Genomic DNA, 14746 nt, shown 5'->3' on the forward strand with positions numbered 1-14746 from the left:
TACATACTTTGTGTTCGGGCACCTCCGCTTCGGTGCCGCTCGACCGCCGAATCCGCGGTCGTGCCAAGGGCTCTCTCGGAAAATCGCGGTTCGGACGCTTTTTGAGGCCGCGGCCGGTAGAAGGGGGTAGATGATCTCCAAGGGCTGTGAGCAGTGCGCCAAGGGCGGGAAGATGGTGCTCTTCGTCTACGGCTACTGCGACCAGCGGGACTGCTTCTACTGCCCCCTCGGAGAGAACCGGAAGAACGTCACCGACGTGTACGCCAACGAGCGGAAGGTCGAGTCCGACGAGGACGTGATCGAGGAGGCCAAGCGCATGAGCGCGCTCGGCACCTCGATCACCGGCGGCGAGCCGCAAGAGGCGATGGCGAAGACGACCCGGTACCTCGAACTGCTGAAAGACGAGTTCGGCGAGGACCACCACACGCACCTCTACACCGGGATCACGGGCGGCCGCGAGAACATGCGCCGCCTGAGCGAGGCGGGGCTCGACGAGATCCGCTTCCACCCGCCGGTGGAGCTGTGGGGCGACATGCACGGTACCGAGTGGGAAGAGATACTGTACATCGCCCGCGAGGAGGGGCTCACGCCCGCCTTCGAGATCCCGGGAATTCGTGCGGAGCCGGAGTTCCTGGAGTTCCTCGACGAGGGCGCCGCCGAGTTCTGTAACATCAACGAGTTCGAGATGTCCGACGGGAACTACCGCCGGATGCAAGAGGAGGGGTTCGAGCTTCAGGAGGGTCACATGTCCGCGGTCGAGGGGTCGAAAGACGCCATCCTCGAAGAGATGGCGAGCCACGAGAAGGTGTACTTCTGTACGTCGGTGTTCAAGGACGCCGCCCAACACCGCAACCGGCTCAAGCGGATGGCGAAGAACATCCGCCGCGAGTTCGACGAGGTGACCGACGACGGCACGCTCGTCTACGGGAAGGCGTTCGCCGACGCCGAACGCTTCGAGGCGCTCGGCGTCCCCGAGGAGTTCTACACGGTCAAGTCGAACCACGTTGAGGTGGCGTGGTGGCTCCTCGAAGAGATGATCGAGGACGGTGACCTCGACGAGGGCGAAATCGTCGAGCAGTACCCGACCGTCGACGGCACGGTCGTCGAGCGCACGCCGGTCGCCTGATCTCCACGTCGAATCCGGGTTCGCGTCGACTCCCATTTGCGTCGCCACGGCCCGAGACGCGCCGCGCGCTCGTGTTACCCGCTACCACAGTTATACGGTACCGGCACGTATTGCCGCACATGGCCTCGGAAGACCCCGTGTTCGCCGACGTGAGCATCGGACAGACGGTGTACAACGAGGACGGTGAGCGGCTCGGGTCGATTCGCGGTGTCGACGACGACGGCTTCTACGTCGCGTCGCCGTCCGGTTCCGAGACGCTGACCCTCACCGACGCCCGTGACGTGTTCGGCACCGCGTACGTGATGTGGCGGTGTTGGGAGTGCGGCGAGATGGGCGAAATCGGCGACCAGCTCCCCGCCAACTGCCCGAACTGCGACGCGTCCCGCGAGGAGTTGTACTACTGGGCCGAGGACTGATACGACGAAACAGGTACCGGAAGCCGGTCGCGTGTCGGCTTACATTGAACCGAGAACGCCGACATCGTGATCGTCCGATCACGCGTAGTTCTCGGTGTCGGAGAGGACACTCTCGATGGAATCGTCGTCCGTACTGACGCGATCCGCACCTGTCTGGTCGACACTACCGAAGCCCCAATCGGGAGAACGCCGGACACTCGTTGCGCTCCTCACTCAGTCGCTGTCGCTCCTTCGTTGCGGTGCTTACGTCGTCAGCAGAACGCGGAGCGTTCTGATTGGCTCACGAGAGCTTCGCTCTCGTGAACGCCTCCGGCGTTCTCTCGACTGCCCCTTCGAGTCCCACCCCGCACAGCACCGCACCTCACACCTTCCCACCCTCGCGGCTCACGCTTCGCGGCTGCGCCGCTCGCGTTCGCCGCGTCCCTCGCGCGTTCGACTCGCGCCCTGCGGGCGCTCGTCGGCACGCGCCGACCGCGTTGGTCGCTTATGAGCGCTCCTCTTCCTCAACTTCCTCCGCCTCGTCGTCCACCTGCTCGCGGAGGCGCTCGACCTCCGCTTCCAACTCCGCGATCCGCTCAGCGTCGGTCTCCGAATTTTCCGATCCGGCCGCGCCGCCCTCGGCGGCGGCGCCGTCTGAGCGCGTCGTGAGGTAGATCACCGCTCCCGCGACGAGGACGAGGGGCACGCCGAAGAGGATCACGGCGATGATCAGGATAATTACCAGCTCCGGACCGCCGGGCACGCCACCGAACGCGGGGACGAGGGGAACCATACGCCGTCCACTCGGGCTCGCAACTAAAACGGACCGGCGGCGAGGGCCTTCGCCCGCCGGCTCAGTCCGCGTCGACGAAGTCCCCGAGATTCGCCTGAAGCCCGGCCGCCATCGTCGACTTCCGCCGGAGGCGCCCGAGCGAGACGGGGAGCTGGTCGGCGACGCCGCGGACCGCCTCGCCGAACGTCTCGGCGGCCCCGAACTCGCCCTCGAACGCGTTCCGGACCGCCTCGCGCACCTGCCAGACGCCGACCGGCCCCCAGTAGTCGTCGGAGACGTGGCGGAGTACGAGCGCCTTCGCCTGCCGGCCGCGTTCGTCGAGGTGTTCGAGGACGCCGAGCCGGGAGGCGTAGTACGCGCCCGCGGTCTCCTCGACGTAGCCGGTCCGGCCCTCACGTCCCTCGCTGGCGGCCGCGAGGTACACCCCCGCCTCGGGGTCTGGGTTCCAGATCGAGCCCGGCGACTTCATCTCGACGAGTTCGTACTCCCATCTGCCCGGCACGAGGATCACCCAGAAGGCGTTGCCGAGGTACTCGTTGCGGTGGACCTCGATCCGGTCGACGGTCGGGTTGTCGCGGATCGACCCGCGGAGGAACTGGCCGACCGTGTCGTCGACCGCCGTGATCGACCAGCGCGTCGGGACGAGCCGGCGGTTCGCTCCCTGCCCGAGCGCGCCCGCCGAGAGGATCGTGTTGATCTCGTACACGTCGAACCCGCGGCGGTAGAGGTACGTCATCGCGCCTTCGGCGCGCCAGTCGTCGTCTTCGAGCGTCTTCTTCACCGGCCGCGGGACGTGGGGGTTCTCGCCGAGGTCGGCGGTCCGGGCCGCGGCGCGCGGCCCGGTCGGCGTCTTGATGTCCTCCGTGCCGACGTCGAAGTCGAGGTCGGGGGTACCGTCCAGCCCGATCTCCACGTCGACCGGGCGGTCCGCGATGGCGACCTCGCGTTGAACGCCGAGCCAGCCGTCCCACGCGTCGTGGACGCTCTCGGCCGGCCCGCCGCCGCCGAGCGATTTCACCCCGCCGGTCGCGCCCGCGTCCGCGACGTCGACGCCGCGGGTCGAGTTGAGCAGGCTCGTTCGCCGGTCGAACACGTCCGAAATCGAGATGCCCTCGTCGTACCACGCCGCGGAGGTCTCGAAACTCGCCGCGCGCTCCTCGCGGCCGACCGGCGAGAGCAGCCCGGTCGAGACGTTCGGGTAGTCCGCGCGGCCGACGAAGATGGAGGGGGAGACGCTGCCGACGACGGCGTCGTCGGAGACGTGCTCGTCGAAGCGCCGCTCGAAGGAGTCGAGATGATCGAGAACCCCGTAGTCCTTCTCGCTCGCGAGGCGCCGCCGCTCGGCGCGCTCGTTCGCCTCGAACTCGATGAACTCGTCGAGCCGCATTCGCCGGTCGTAGGGGCGAGTCGGACTTGACGGTGTCGCCGCCGCGGCTCCGACGCGGGACGCTCAGGTCGCGAGCGACGTGACGCCGGCCGGGAGTTCGGCCCCGAGCGTCCACTCGTCGCCGTCTCGGCGCACCAGCGGCGCCGACGCCTCGGGCGCGAAACCGTCCTCGTCCACCCGCATCGTCCCGCCGACGAGCGTCCCGTCGACGACCGCCCACGAGACCGCGAACGCCGGATCGGCGGCGGGCACCGGGTCGGCGACGGCGTCGAACGCGGGGTCGTCCGCGGCCCCCGAGAGGGTCACGCCCCCGGGCGCCTCCGGTCCCCGGCGGTCGGCTCCGGCGTAGAGCCGGGCGTCGTGGACGATCGCCTCGCGGAAGTAGCTCGCCCAGAAGTCGCGGAAGTCGGTGTCGAGCCGGACCCACCGGTCGCCGTCGTCCGTCCGGTAGAGCCCGTTCCCGGTGGCGGCGACGACGGCTCCGCCGTCGAGCACGCGCAGGTCGTGGACGTCGTCGTGGACGCCCTCCCCGTACCGCCGCCAGAAGTCGCCGTCGAACGCGTACACGCCGCCGGGCTCAATCCCCGCGAGGACGCCGTCGTCCGGGTGGACGGCCAGCGTCCTGACGCTCGGCGCGCCGCCCGGCGCGCGGTCCCGCCAGCGGTCGCCGTGCGGGTGCGCGTCGAGGTCGCCGACCGGGTCGAAGCGCCACCCGTCGGCCGCCGGTCGCGCGCGCAACACGCCGGTGTTTCCGGTCCCGACCAACAGGGTCTCCGGGCCGGCGAGCACGGAGACCGGATCGTCCGGGCCGTCGAGCCGCCGCCAGTCTTCGCCGTCCGGGGACCGGAACAGCCCCTCGGCGGTCGCGGCGATCCGCGCGTCGCCGCTCCGCGCGACCTCGTAGACGCGGCCGCAGGCGGCCGCCCGAGCCGGGTCGTCGTTCGGTCCGTCGAGCCGATACAGTCCGCGGTGCGTTCCGCAGACAAGCATGTCTCGCGATCGGACGTCGAGCCGAAAAACCGTGCCGCTTCCGCGCGGGCCCGTTAGCTGTGGATCCCCATCGCCTCGATCTGCTCTTGGTAGCGGTTCCGGATGGTGACCTCGGTCACCTGCGCGACGTCGGCGACCTCGCGCTGGGTCTTCTTCTCGTTACAGAGCAGCGACGCGGCGTAGATGGCGGCGGCTGCGTAGCCGGTGGGCGACTTCCCGGAGAGCAACCCCTGTTCGGCGGTGGTCTCGATGATCTCGTTGGCCTTCGACTGGACCTCCTCGGAGAGCTCCAGCTCCGAGGAGAACCGGGGGACGTACTTCTTCGGGTCGACGGGACGCATCTCCAGGCCGAGTTCCTGCGAGATGTAGCGGTACGTCCGGCCGATCTCCTTGCGGTCGACCCGCGAGACCTCCGAAATCTCCTCTAAACTTCGGGGAATTCCCTCCTTGCGACAGGCGGCGTACAGGGCCGCGGTGGAGACGCCCTCGATGGAGCGGCCCCGAATGAGGTCCTCGTTGAGCGCGCGTCGGTAGATGACCGAGGCGACCTCCCGGACGGACCGGGGAACGCCGAGCGCGCTCGCCATCCGATCGATCTCCGAGAGCGCGAACTGGAGGTTGCGCTCGCCGGCGTCCTTCGTCCGGATCCGCTCCTGCCACTTGCGCAGGCGGTGCATCTGCGAGCGCTTCTTCGAGGAGATGGAGCGCCCGTAGGCGTCTTTGTCCTTCCAGTCGATCGTCGTCGTGAGCCCCTTGTCGTGCATCGTCTTCGTCGTCGGGGCGCCGACGCGCGACTTCTCCTGCCGTTCGTTGTGGTTGAACGCGCGCCACTCCGGGCCGGGATCGATCTGTTCGTCTTCGATGATCATCCCCGTCTCCTCGTGTATCAGCTCCCCGTCGGCCGTCCGGGTGAGATCCTCCGGATCGAAGTCCTCGGGGTCCAGCTCGTCGATGTCCTCGACCTCCGCGACGTCGATCTCGTCTTCCTCGGCGTCCTCGTCCCCCACGCGCTGCCGGTCGTGATCCCGTTGCCGGGTGGGCCGTGTCATCGCATTTATATGCTATCCAATCCATTTTACTTAAAAGTTCGTTACCGTGCGGGTAGTTGACACAGTTTGGCTTCGCCCCGGCGTAACCGCTGACTGCGGACGGACAGCCCTTTGTCCGCAGGGCGCGGAGCCCGCACGAATGCCGACGATCGACTGCGACCCGGCCGCCGCGCGCGAGCGCCTCGCGGGCGAGGGCGTCCGGATCGACGAGGGGAACACCCCCCACGAGCGGTGGCGCGCCGAGCGCGACGGGGCCGTCGCGGTCGCGTACGACGACAAGGTCGTGGTTCAGGGGAGCGACCCGACCCGACTGACCGCCCTGCTGCGCGACGGCGGCGGCCGCGCGCACGTCTACTTCGACGGCGCCTCCCGCGGGAACCCGGGCCCGGCCGCGGTCGGCTGGTGTCTGGTCACCTCGGACGGCGTCGTCGCCGAGGGCGGCGAGCGGATCGGCCGGGCGACGAACAACCAGGCCGAGTACGCCGCGCTGATCCGCGCGCTGGAGGCGGCCGACGAGTACGGCTTCGACGCGGTCGACGTCCGGGGAGACTCGCAACTGACCGTCAAGCAGATCCGCGGCGAGTGGAACACCAACGACCCGGAACTGCGCGAGCGGCGGGTCCGCGCCCGGGAGCTGTTGGAGCGGTTCGACCGCTGGTCGATCGCCCACGTACCGCGGGAGATAAACGAACGCGCCGACGATCTGGCGAACGAGGCACTCGATGACGCGAACTGACGACGACCCGCCGGAGTGGGCGAAGGAACGGGCGCGAGAGATGATGGCGGCCGGAGAGGACGCGGAGGCGGACGACGCGGGGTCGGACGCCCCCGCCGACGAGGCCGACGCCGATCCCGACCGCGACGACGACCGCGTCCCGGACGTGCCGGTCGCGGCGGTCGACGAGGCGGAGCGGCTCACGCGGCTCGCCCGCGAGGCCGAGTCCGCGGAGCCGACGCCGGAGATCGAGGAGGCGGCCGACCAGTACCGCGAGCGGCGCGACGCCCTCGCCGCCGAGTACGGGTACACGGCGCGCGTCCGCGACGAGGACGATACGCTCGTGATGTACCCCGACGAGTGGATGGAGGAGGGGACGGTCCAACTCGACCGAGTGGAAGACACCGACCGCGCGGTCGAGGTGTCGCTCTCCGGCCCCGGCGACGCCGACCGCTACCGCGAGGTCGCCGCGTACAACGAGGCGGTCGCCGAGGCGGTCGCCGAGCGCGAAGCAGCGGTTCACGCCCGGACCGCGGAGACGTTCGCGGCGTTCATGAGCAACCACTACGTCCGCCCGGTCGACGACGCGACGCCGGAGATGCGCGCCGAGTTCCGCGAGGAGTACCTGGTCCGGAACGGGTGGCCGACCGACGAGCAGCTCGCCGCCGTCGACGAGTCGCTGTCCGTGATCGAGTCGGTCGCCGCCGACGTCGCCGATCCGGAGCCCGACGGCGACGAGGAGTCGGCGTAGCGGTCGCTCGGCGGAGAGAGAACGCGGCTTTCGCCGCGCCGTGTGCCAAAAGGTTCGGTTAGCATCCGGTGCCGTCCGCGCCGCGCGGGCGCCGCGTTATTCGAGCAGCGCGCGGACCTCGTCCGCACGCGTCTCGTCGGCGACGAACCGGTCGAGGACCCACTCGATCTGGCCGAGGACGATGTCGTGCCCCTCGTCGGTGAGCTCGTACTGGTTCGTCCGCTTGTCGAGTTCGCTCTTCTCGACGAGCCCGTGGTCGACGAGGTCGTCGAGGTTGGGGTACAGGCGGCCGTGGTTCACCTCAGAGCCGTAGTACGCCTCCAGTTCCCGCTTGATCGCGAGGCCGTACATCGGCTCCTCGGCGAGGATGGTGAGGATATTTTGTTGGAACGCCGTGAGATCGCTTGCGGCCGTCGATTCATCAGTGACTGCTTGTGCCTCTGACATGCCTAAGGGGACGGGACCCGAACTTATAATCTTTCTCAACAATCACGATCGTAGCGATGCGTAACCCCGAACGTTCGTCCGGATCACTCGGTATCGACGGTCTGTCGGCGGACGCTCGTCCGATCCGGGGACGGAGCGCGTTCGACTGATCGATTCCGTTTTCGTCGGATGGGCCGACGGATCGTCGGTCGCGCACCGCGTACGGCTCCCGATCGAAACCGACGGATCGGCTGTTCGTGCCCTTCCGTCCCTCCTGACGACAGCTTTCCATCGCTTCGACGCCGGCGCCGCCGCGCCCGCGCGATCCCGAAAAGACTTTGCCCGGCTTCGACAGATCAACGGACACATGGCCAACCTCTGGGAGGATCTCGAGACGGGACCGAACGCGCCGGACGAGATCTACGCCGTCGTCGAGTGTCTCAAAGGCGAGCGCAACAAGTACGAGTACGACAAGGACATCCCCGGCGTCGTGCTCGACCGCGTGCTTCACTCGAACGTCCACTACCCGTACGACTACGGGTTCATCCCGCAGTCGTACTACGACGACGAGGACCCCTTCGACGTGATGGTGCTCGTCGAAGACCAGACGTTCCCCGGCTGCGTCGTCGAGGCCCGCCCCGTCGCCATGATGAAGATGGACGACGACGGCGAGCAGGACGACAAGGTGATCGCGGTGCCGACCGAGGACCCCCGGTTCGACCACATCGAGGACCTCGACGACATCCCGCAGCAGACCCTCGACGAGATAGACGAGTTCTTCGCGACCTACAAGAACCTCGAGGCCGGCAAAGAGGTCGAAACGCTCGGCTGGGAGGATAAAGCGGCGGCGAAGGAAGCGATCGAACACGCGCAGGACCTGTACGACGAACAGGTCGCGTAACGGCCGTATAACCGCAGCGCATCCGGCGCCCGCGTCCGGATGCGTTATGCCTATGGGTAATTTTTAGGGCGACAGTCGCGTATGGTCACGTAGAACGATGAGCGCCAGCACGCCCTCCGTCGGCATCGACCACCCGACGGTCGTTCCCGCGAACTTCGACCCGGACGAGGACGACGCGACGACCGAGACGGCGGCCGACGAGGCCGCCGCGACCGACGACGCGTAGCGGTCGCCGTCCCTTCTCAGGCGCGCTCGACGACCGCCGAGAGCCGCGTCGCCTCGTCTCGAAGCGACGCGAACGCGTCGTCGACCCAGTCGACGACCGCGTCGTCGGTCGATTCGATGACGCACCGCGGGTTGTTCTGTTCGTCGTACGCGACCACGCAGGCCACGTCGCCGCAGCGGAAGAGCCCGTACTCGATGGGCTCGGCGCTCACGTACACCTCCGTGGCGTCGTCGTCCAGCGCGCGATCGGTCGCCGGTTCGAACTCCGTGACCGACGCGTCGGCCGCGCTGCGGTCGATGATCAGTTCCACGTTCGCGCCGTCGTCCAACGCCGCGGCCGCCGCGTCGTTGAACTGTCGAATGACGATCGGGGAGACGGCTCGAATCTGGTCGCCGTGACTCTCGTCGAGGAGTTCCGTGAGCCGGTCGACGACGGCGAGGGGGTTCTTGTCGGACGCGACGGTGAGGTCGCTGTCCGGGATCCCTGCCGGCGGGAAATCGACGCCGACACGTTCGAGGGTCGCTGCGAACCGACCGTAGCGGTCGCCGCGTTCCACCTCCGTCAGGAGCGTCTCGTACGCGTCGTGGACACGTTCCCCGGTCGGCGTCACCCGGTAGGCGGCGCCGCGTTTCACGACCCAGTCCCGCTCGCGGAACCCCGCGAGGATCCGCTGGACCGTCGTTCGGGTGGCGTCGACCGCGTCGGTCAGCTCGGCCGGGCGCCGCGGATCCTCGCGCAGCGCCCGGAGTATCGCGACCCGAACGGGCGACCCGGCGAGGTACTGTGCGCCGTCGTGTCCGTCCTCGGCCGTCATCGTACGACCCGTGTGTACGGGTACCGCCCTGTTAACCGTACCGCGTCGCTGAGACGGGCTCGCGCTCGTCTCCCGCGCGCCTCTCGACCGCTTCAGCCCCGGTAGCGGAACGACACCACGGTGCCGACGGTGTCCTCGCCGGCGATGCGCTCCGTGGTCACGGTCACGGCGGCGAGCGCCTCCGCGCCGAGCGCCTCCTCTATCACCGCCCGCAGCGCGTCGGGGTCGGCGCCCTCCTGTCTCACCGGTACGCGGACCTGTCGGCGGTTCACCGCGACGTCGCCGAGGTTGTACTCCGTGTGCTCGAACGCCTCTCGGATCGTCGCCTCGATGTCGGTCATGGCACCGTCCGTTCCGCGCCGAGCGGTGAAAAACGCGGTCCTTGGTCGCCGTTTCGATGACGACCGCTCGTTGCTGCCTTTCGGTGTGTTGTGGGCGTTTTACACCCTTCTGACGCTGTCTCAATTTAATACTGATTTCAAACTCTTCAAATATGAGTATTATTCAACCGCAGAACAATTTAAATATTTAATAAGCCTGACACTTTCCAAATATGCACGAAAGTGTAGCGGAGTACGTGGCAGAGAACCCGAAAATGGCCGGCGTCCTGTTCACCGCGCTGCTGCTGTTAACGCAGGCGGCACCCGCGGCGGCGAATGTCGCTGCTTCTAATCCTGGGCCCTAATCAATTGTAATACTACCGCTCCAAGCTAATTCACCATCGTAAAACACGGGAATTAACTCTTTTTCCATCAAATCTAGCAGCTCACTTTTTGATATTGACTCGCAGTCCACAAGAGAGGGGACGTAATAATTATATCCTATAATATCCGTATTTAGCGTTGCGAGTGATCCAGATTTATGATGGCCATTTGGATAAAAGTCTGCTGACAGATCAAACTCATCCTCAGATCTTTTCTCTACATTAAACACAACGGCCACACCACTCCGACTCTGACAGATCGTCGTCCCCCCATCACCCACCACGATGTACTGGTGACCCGTGATCAGCTCCCGCTTCGCCACGTGGAGCGCGGTCCGGAGGTTGAACCCGCTGTTCATCAGGCGAGCGATAATTCGGCCGAGCTTCGTCGCGGGTGAGTTCGCCACGTCGGAGAGGGTGACGATGCCGCCGCGCGAGCCGCGGTGAACGAGGGCCTCGCCCTGCTGGTACGACTGACAGGCGTTGAGCAGGAAGGCGCTGACGCCGATTTCGAGGTCCTCGTCGGTCAGGTCGAGGTAGCTGTCCGCGCACTGCATCCCGCGGTCGTCGACGTGTCCGATGTAGTGGAGGAAGTCGACGTCGGATTCGAGGGTCTCCCGCATCCCCTCGCGGCTGAGGTCGTGGCGGACCTCGATGTCGAACTGGACCATGTCGCGGAGCCCGTACAGGTCGGCGACGTTCCCCTCCTCGCGCATCTGGTCGTCGTTACAGACCACGAGGACGGAGATGCGCGACTGTTCGACCTGCCCGGCCTCCAGCCGGCGGTGGTACGCGTCGAGGGTCGCCTTGTTCGCGTCGAGCGGGACGCCGTCGCCGACCCACGCGTGTTCGACGGTGTCGACCGGCTCCGGCCGCACGAACTCCGTCTGCGCCGGGACGGCGCCGCGCTCGACGGCGGGATCCGCGCCGCGAGCGACACCGGCGCCGGACCCGCCGCGCACGAAGTCGCCGCGGTCGAGCGCGTCCGGTCCGCCCGCGGGCTCCGTCTCCGCCGCCGGCGCACTCCGGTCCGGCGTGCCGAGGAAGCCCACTCCGACGCCCTCGTCGTCGTCGACCGGCGTGACGCTCTCGGGCGACCGGACGATCGACAGCTCCCGGGCGACGAACGGGAGCATCTCCACGTTCTCGGGGTCGGGACGCACGTCCGTCGTCAGCGTCCACTGCGGCAGCTCGGGCTCGACCGCCTCGAACGGGACGTCGAGGTACTCGCCGAGCCGCTCCGCGAGCGGGAGGTCGTACAGCCGCTCCCAGTCGAGGTCGAGGTCGGTCGTCTCGCGCTCGTGGAGGTCGACCGGGTAGAACCCCTCCGTGCGGGCGAGACAGTCGAGGTGGAACGACTGGCGGAGCACCTGTGCGGTCCGCGCCTCGAACCCGGGTTCGAGGGGATACGTCCAGCCGTCACCCTCGATGCGCGGGGCATCGCCGGGAACGACCGCGGCCGCGAAGTAGTACGCCAGCGAGACGACGGGGTAGAGGTACCGGTACTCCGGGGGGACGACAATCCGGACGCCGCTGTCGACCGGCTCGACCCGCTCGGGGACGCGGAACTCCTCGCCCGGCTCGATGAGCGGCGGGTGGCCCCGCAAGGTGGGGAACGACCGCTCCGGGCTGGTCGTCTGGAGCGCGGAGCCGAGCAGCGAGACGGCGTCCATCAGCGACTCCGGGTCGGTCGGGGTGGTGATCGTCCCCGCCGGCGTCTGGTGGAGCGACCGGAATCCGAGCCCGACCGTGCCCGGCGCGTCGAGGTCGATCCGGGTGGTCCGGTCGGTCGTCGAGACGGCGAACCCGGAGTCGAACGAGAGGTACAGCTTCGTCGGCGCCGGGTTGATCCCGACGTGGTACGTCCCGTCAGGCATCGTGTAACAGTCGCCGTGGGTCAGGAGCGTCCCGTCGCCGGCGCGCGTCTCGACGACGGCGACGCGCGATATCTCGATCGACCCGGTCTCGACCGCGGCGCTGGCGTCGACCGGGAAGTAGTGGTCGGATCGGGGACGCGGTCGCGGATCGACGGGCCGGTCGGTGTACACCTCGAACTGCGTGTTCTCGATGTGGTCGGTGACGGCGATCCCGTCGGCCTCGCGCAGCGGGTCGATATCGATGCTCATTGGGGCTCGCCGCGGCGGTCGTCAGGGCGGACGGCAACCGGCACCGCGGGGATTAGTATCGTCTGATTGGGCGATAGCGGCGATAAAGCTTGCGTCGGTCGGATCGCCGCGGACCGAACTGATAAAGTCCCGGCCGCCCCACCTCCGCGTAATGATAACGCTGGGAACGGCCCGCGCCTCCCCGGGCGAGACGGACACGGGCCGTCTTGAGGTGGGAGAAATGCGGGACGGGAGCCCCGTCCGGCTGCCGGTCGCCGCGATCAACGGCGCAGCCGACGGGCCGACGCTGTACGTCCAAGCGGTGAGCGACGGCGACGAGCTGAACGGGCTGGGCGTGATAAACCGCGTCGTTCCGCGGCTCGATCCGGCCGAGCTGTCCGGATCCGTCCTCGTCGTCGGCATCGTGAACCACTTCGCGTTCCAGGCCGCGGAACACCGGAACCCGGTCGACGACCGGAAGATGAACCGCGGCTACCCGGGCGACGCCGACGGCACGACGAGCGAGCGGATCGCCCACGAGACGTTCCAGATCGCCAAGCGCGCGGACTACATCCTCGACCTCCATCAGGGGTCGACGAGCCGGATGATAAACGAGACGCGCGTGCGCTGCGGCGTCCGCCACCGCCTCCACGGCGAGTGCTTGGAGCTCGCGAAGGCGTTCGGCTGCGGGCACGTCCTCGACATCAAGGGACCGGACGGCCAGCTCGCCCGGGCCGGCCCGGAACACGGCATCCCCACCGTCGATCCCGAACTCGGCGGCTGCGTCGGCTGGGACGAGGAATCGATCCGGTACGGCGTCGAGGGCGTGTTCAACGTGCTCCGCCAGTACGGCTTCCTCGACGGCGACGCGACCCTCGAACCGCAGACGCGCGCCCGCGGCTTCGACCAGTACGGCTCGCCCGCCGGCGGTCTGGTCCGATTCGAGCGCGAACTCGGCGAGCGCGTCTCTGCCGGCGACGTCCTCTTCGAGGTGACCGACACCTTCGGCGCGCTGGAGGGGCGCGTGACCGCCGACACGGACGGGGTCTTCTGGCGCACCCGCCGGCTTCCGCAGGTGGCCGCCGGCGAGTACGTCTGCTCGATCGGCACCAACGTCGACGAGTACTGATGGAATCCCCCGACGAATCGGATCGGAGAGCGCGCGCCCGCCGGGGGCTCCGCTGTCCCGAGTGCGGCGAGACGTACCGCGACCGCTGGCGCTGTCGGTGCGGCGCCCCCCTCGACTTCGCCGACCCGCCGGCGCCGGAGGGGTCCGCGCCCGCCCCCGAGTCGTTCGACGCGCGCGGCGGGCTGTGGGCCTTCGCCGACCTGCTCGCGGTCGGCGACGACCCCCGCGACCGGGTGACGCTCGGCGAGGGGATGACGCCGCTCGTCGACGCGGACGAGGGGCGCGAGTCGGGCGGGCGATCGGGACCCGAGATTCCCCCGTGGAACGCGTCCTTCAAGCTGGAGTACGCGTTCCCGACCGGCTCGTTCAAGGACCGCGGCGCGACCGCGACGCTGACCCGGGCCCGCGAACTGGGCGTCGAGCGCGTCGTCGAGGACTCCTCGGGCAACGCGGGCGCCGCGATAGCGACCTACGCCGCCCGCGCCGGGATCGGGGCCGAGATCTACGTCCCGGCCGACGCCAAGGAGTCGAAGCTCCGCGCGATCCGCCGCGCCGGCGCCGAGCCGGTCCGGATCGAGGGAAGCCGGCAGGACGTGACGGACGCGTGCGTCGCGGCGCTCAACGAGGATGGGTCGGACGCAGGGACCGACGCCTGGTACGCCAGCCACGCCTGGAACCCGGCGTTCTTCGAGGGGACCGCCACGGTCGCGTACGAGATAGCCCTTCAGCGCGGCTGGGACGCCCCCGACGCGGTCGTGACGCCGCTGGGTCACGGGACGCTCTTCCTCGGCGCGTACCGGGGGTTCCGCCGGCTCGAACGGGCCGGCTGGATCGACTCGGTCCCCCGCCTCTACGGCGCGCAGGCGGCCGGCGTCGCGCCGGTCGTCGAGGCGCTCCATGGCCCCGAGGCGGCCCGTCCGGACGGGACGGTCAACGACGCCGCCGACGGGATCCAGATCGCGGAGCCCGTCCGCGACCGCGAGATACGGGCCGCGATCGACGCGACCGGCGGCGACGCGCTCGCCGTCACCGAGGCGGCCGCGACGCGCGAACTCGACCGGCTCCACGCCGCCGGCTTCTACACGGAGCCGACCTGCGCCGTCGCGCCGGCCGCGCTGCGGATCCTCCGCGAGCGCGGTGAGATCGGTCCCGACGAGGACGTGGTCGTGCCCCTGACCGGAAGCGGGCTGAAGGGCTGAGGCGGTCCCGACGCGTCCGCGCCGCCGATCCCACCGT

General features: G+C 68.7%; 17 protein-coding genes. 9 read left to right on the top strand and 8 right to left on the bottom strand.

Going from position 1 to position 14746, the window contains the following annotated elements:
- The first annotated feature begins 130 nt into the window (after nucleotides 1-130).
- Together C463_RS08755 and C463_RS08760 are read left to right on the top strand one after the other, a co-directional pair.
- Nucleotides 131-1126: a radical SAM protein gene (locus C463_RS08755; RefSeq protein WP_008442848.1), complete on the top strand. Its 996-nt coding sequence runs from the start codon at nucleotides 131-133 to the stop codon at nucleotides 1124-1126.
- Between the two features lie 119 nt (nucleotides 1127-1245).
- Nucleotides 1246-1542 carry a DUF7130 family rubredoxin-like protein gene (locus tag C463_RS08760; RefSeq protein ID WP_008442849.1) on the top strand — a complete coding sequence of 99 codons (297 nt, stop codon included), beginning with the start codon at nucleotides 1246-1248 and terminating at the stop codon, nucleotides 1540-1542.
- A 484-nt stretch (nucleotides 1543-2026) separates the two neighbouring features.
- Here C463_RS08760 and C463_RS08765 read toward each other — a convergent pair whose 3' ends face one another.
- From C463_RS08765 to C463_RS08780, 4 genes are all read right to left on the bottom strand, one after another.
- Nucleotides 2027-2314 carry a hypothetical protein gene (locus tag C463_RS08765; protein WP_008442850.1) on the bottom strand — a complete coding sequence of 96 codons (288 nt, stop codon included), beginning with the start codon at nucleotides 2312-2314 and terminating at the stop codon, nucleotides 2027-2029.
- A 61-nt stretch (nucleotides 2315-2375) separates the two neighbouring features.
- Nucleotides 2376-3701 (bottom strand): DNA repair protein NreA, encoded by a 1326-nt coding sequence (nreA, locus tag C463_RS08770; RefSeq protein ID WP_008442851.1) that lies wholly within the window; start codon nucleotides 3699-3701, stop codon nucleotides 2376-2378.
- A gap of 63 nt (nucleotides 3702-3764) precedes the next feature.
- Entirely contained in the window at nucleotides 3765-4691 is a 927-nt protein-coding gene (locus tag C463_RS08775; RefSeq protein ID WP_008442852.1) for a WD40/YVTN/BNR-like repeat-containing protein, read from the bottom strand.
- Nucleotides 4692-4744: 53 nt separating this feature from the next.
- The gene (locus tag C463_RS08780; RefSeq protein ID WP_049905732.1) at nucleotides 4745-5740 is read right to left on the bottom strand and encodes a transcription initiation factor IIB; all 996 of its coding nucleotides are present in this window, start codon (nucleotides 5738-5740) and stop codon (nucleotides 4745-4747) included.
- Between the two features lie 139 nt (nucleotides 5741-5879).
- Between C463_RS08780 and rnhA the strand changes: the two genes are divergently transcribed.
- The gene (gene rnhA, locus C463_RS08785; RefSeq protein ID WP_008442854.1) at nucleotides 5880-6476 is read left to right on the top strand and encodes a ribonuclease HI; all 597 of its coding nucleotides are present in this window, start codon (nucleotides 5880-5882) and stop codon (nucleotides 6474-6476) included.
- Nucleotides 6463-7206 carry a DUF7108 domain-containing protein gene (locus tag C463_RS08790; RefSeq protein WP_008442855.1) on the top strand — a complete coding sequence of 248 codons (744 nt, stop codon included), beginning with the start codon at nucleotides 6463-6465 and terminating at the stop codon, nucleotides 7204-7206. Before rnhA ends, C463_RS08790 begins: the two co-directional genes overlap by 14 nt.
- A 96-nt stretch (nucleotides 7207-7302) precedes the next feature.
- Here C463_RS08790 and C463_RS08795 read toward each other — a convergent pair whose 3' ends face one another.
- On the bottom strand, nucleotides 7303-7653 hold the full coding sequence (locus tag C463_RS08795) for a PadR family transcriptional regulator (RefSeq protein WP_008442856.1): 351 nt from the start codon (nucleotides 7651-7653) through the stop codon (nucleotides 7303-7305).
- Between the two features lie 346 nt (nucleotides 7654-7999).
- On the opposite strand from C463_RS08795, the gene C463_RS08800 reads away from it, so the two are divergent.
- Together C463_RS08800 and C463_RS19915 are read left to right on the top strand one after the other, a co-directional pair.
- On the top strand, nucleotides 8000-8533 hold the full coding sequence (locus C463_RS08800; RefSeq protein ID WP_008442857.1) for an inorganic diphosphatase: 534 nt from the start codon (nucleotides 8000-8002) through the stop codon (nucleotides 8531-8533).
- A gap of 97 nt (nucleotides 8534-8630) precedes the next feature.
- Nucleotides 8631-8759 (top strand): hypothetical protein, encoded by a 129-nt coding sequence (locus C463_RS19915; RefSeq protein WP_274595604.1) that lies wholly within the window; start codon nucleotides 8631-8633, stop codon nucleotides 8757-8759.
- A gap of 16 nt (nucleotides 8760-8775) precedes the next feature.
- On the opposite strand, the gene C463_RS08805 is transcribed toward C463_RS19915, so the two are convergent.
- Nucleotides 8776-9573 carry a helix-turn-helix transcriptional regulator gene (locus tag C463_RS08805; protein ID WP_008442858.1) on the bottom strand — a complete coding sequence of 266 codons (798 nt, stop codon included), beginning with the start codon at nucleotides 9571-9573 and terminating at the stop codon, nucleotides 8776-8778.
- 92 nt (nucleotides 9574-9665) lie between these two features.
- Nucleotides 9666-9914: a hypothetical protein gene (locus C463_RS08810; protein WP_008442859.1), complete on the bottom strand. Its 249-nt coding sequence runs from the start codon at nucleotides 9912-9914 to the stop codon at nucleotides 9666-9668.
- 212 nt (nucleotides 9915-10126) lie between these two features.
- Here C463_RS08810 and C463_RS20290 point away from each other — a divergent pair, with 212 nt between their 5' ends.
- On the top strand, nucleotides 10127-10258 hold the full coding sequence (locus C463_RS20290; protein WP_274595430.1) for a DUF7503 family protein: 132 nt from the start codon (nucleotides 10127-10129) through the stop codon (nucleotides 10256-10258).
- On the opposite strand, the gene C463_RS08815 is transcribed toward C463_RS20290, so the two are convergent.
- Complete coding sequence (locus C463_RS08815; protein WP_008442860.1) at nucleotides 10255-12402, bottom strand: caspase family protein; 2148 nt, start codon at nucleotides 12400-12402, stop codon at nucleotides 10255-10257. The genes C463_RS20290 and C463_RS08815 overlap by 4 nt on opposite strands.
- Nucleotides 12403-12553: 151 nt before the next feature.
- On the opposite strand from C463_RS08815, the gene C463_RS08820 reads away from it, so the two are divergent.
- Together C463_RS08820 and C463_RS08825 are read left to right on the top strand one after the other, a co-directional pair.
- The gene (locus C463_RS08820; protein ID WP_049905734.1) at nucleotides 12554-13510 is read left to right on the top strand and encodes a succinylglutamate desuccinylase/aspartoacylase family protein; all 957 of its coding nucleotides are present in this window, start codon (nucleotides 12554-12556) and stop codon (nucleotides 13508-13510) included.
- Complete coding sequence (locus C463_RS08825; protein WP_008442862.1) at nucleotides 13510-14709, top strand: threonine synthase; 1200 nt, start codon at nucleotides 13510-13512, stop codon at nucleotides 14707-14709. The genes C463_RS08820 and C463_RS08825 overlap by 1 nt, the downstream gene beginning before the upstream one ends.
- Nucleotides 14710-14746 lie beyond the last annotated feature (37 nt).

The sequence above is a fragment of the Halorubrum californiense DSM 19288 genome (genome assembly GCF_000336875.1).
Classification (GTDB): domain Archaea; phylum Halobacteriota; class Halobacteria; order Halobacteriales; family Haloferacaceae; genus Halorubrum; species Halorubrum californiense.

Bases quoted from the DNA above. Each gene is read 5' to 3' on its own strand.
- C463_RS08825 (WP_008442862.1), top strand. From the start codon at position 13,510: ATGGAATCCCCCGACGAATCGGATCGGAGAGCGCGCGCCCGCCGGGGG.
- C463_RS08805 (WP_008442858.1), bottom strand. From the start codon at position 9,573: ATGACGGCCGAGGACGGACACGACGGCGCACAGTACCTCGCCGGGTCG.
- C463_RS19915 (WP_274595604.1), top strand. From the start codon at position 8,631: ATGAGCGCCAGCACGCCCTCCGTCGGCATCGACCACCCGACGGTCGTT.
- C463_RS08760 (WP_008442849.1), top strand. From the start codon at position 1,246: ATGGCCTCGGAAGACCCCGTGTTCGCCGACGTGAGCATCGGACAGACG.
- C463_RS08780 (WP_049905732.1), bottom strand. From the start codon at position 5,740: ATGACACGGCCCACCCGGCAACGGGATCACGACCGGCAGCGCGTGGGG.
- C463_RS08765 (WP_008442850.1), bottom strand. From the start codon at position 2,314: ATGGTTCCCCTCGTCCCCGCGTTCGGTGGCGTGCCCGGCGGTCCGGAG.
- rnhA (WP_008442854.1), top strand. From the start codon at position 5,880: ATGCCGACGATCGACTGCGACCCGGCCGCCGCGCGCGAGCGCCTCGCG.
- C463_RS08755 (WP_008442848.1), top strand. From the start codon at position 131: ATGATCTCCAAGGGCTGTGAGCAGTGCGCCAAGGGCGGGAAGATGGTG.
- C463_RS08790 (WP_008442855.1), top strand. From the start codon at position 6,463: ATGACGCGAACTGACGACGACCCGCCGGAGTGGGCGAAGGAACGGGCG.
- C463_RS08820 (WP_049905734.1), top strand. From the start codon at position 12,554: ATGATAACGCTGGGAACGGCCCGCGCCTCCCCGGGCGAGACGGACACG.
- C463_RS08810 (WP_008442859.1), bottom strand. From the start codon at position 9,914: ATGACCGACATCGAGGCGACGATCCGAGAGGCGTTCGAGCACACGGAG.
- C463_RS08800 (WP_008442857.1), top strand. From the start codon at position 8,000: ATGGCCAACCTCTGGGAGGATCTCGAGACGGGACCGAACGCGCCGGAC.
- C463_RS08795 (WP_008442856.1), bottom strand. From the start codon at position 7,653: ATGTCAGAGGCACAAGCAGTCACTGATGAATCGACGGCCGCAAGCGAT.
- nreA (WP_008442851.1), bottom strand. From the start codon at position 3,701: ATGCGGCTCGACGAGTTCATCGAGTTCGAGGCGAACGAGCGCGCCGAG.
- C463_RS08775 (WP_008442852.1), bottom strand. From the start codon at position 4,691: ATGCTTGTCTGCGGAACGCACCGCGGACTGTATCGGCTCGACGGACCG.
- C463_RS08815 (WP_008442860.1), bottom strand. From the start codon at position 12,402: ATGAGCATCGATATCGACCCGCTGCGCGAGGCCGACGGGATCGCCGTC.
- C463_RS20290 (WP_274595430.1), top strand. From the start codon at position 10,127: ATGCACGAAAGTGTAGCGGAGTACGTGGCAGAGAACCCGAAAATGGCC.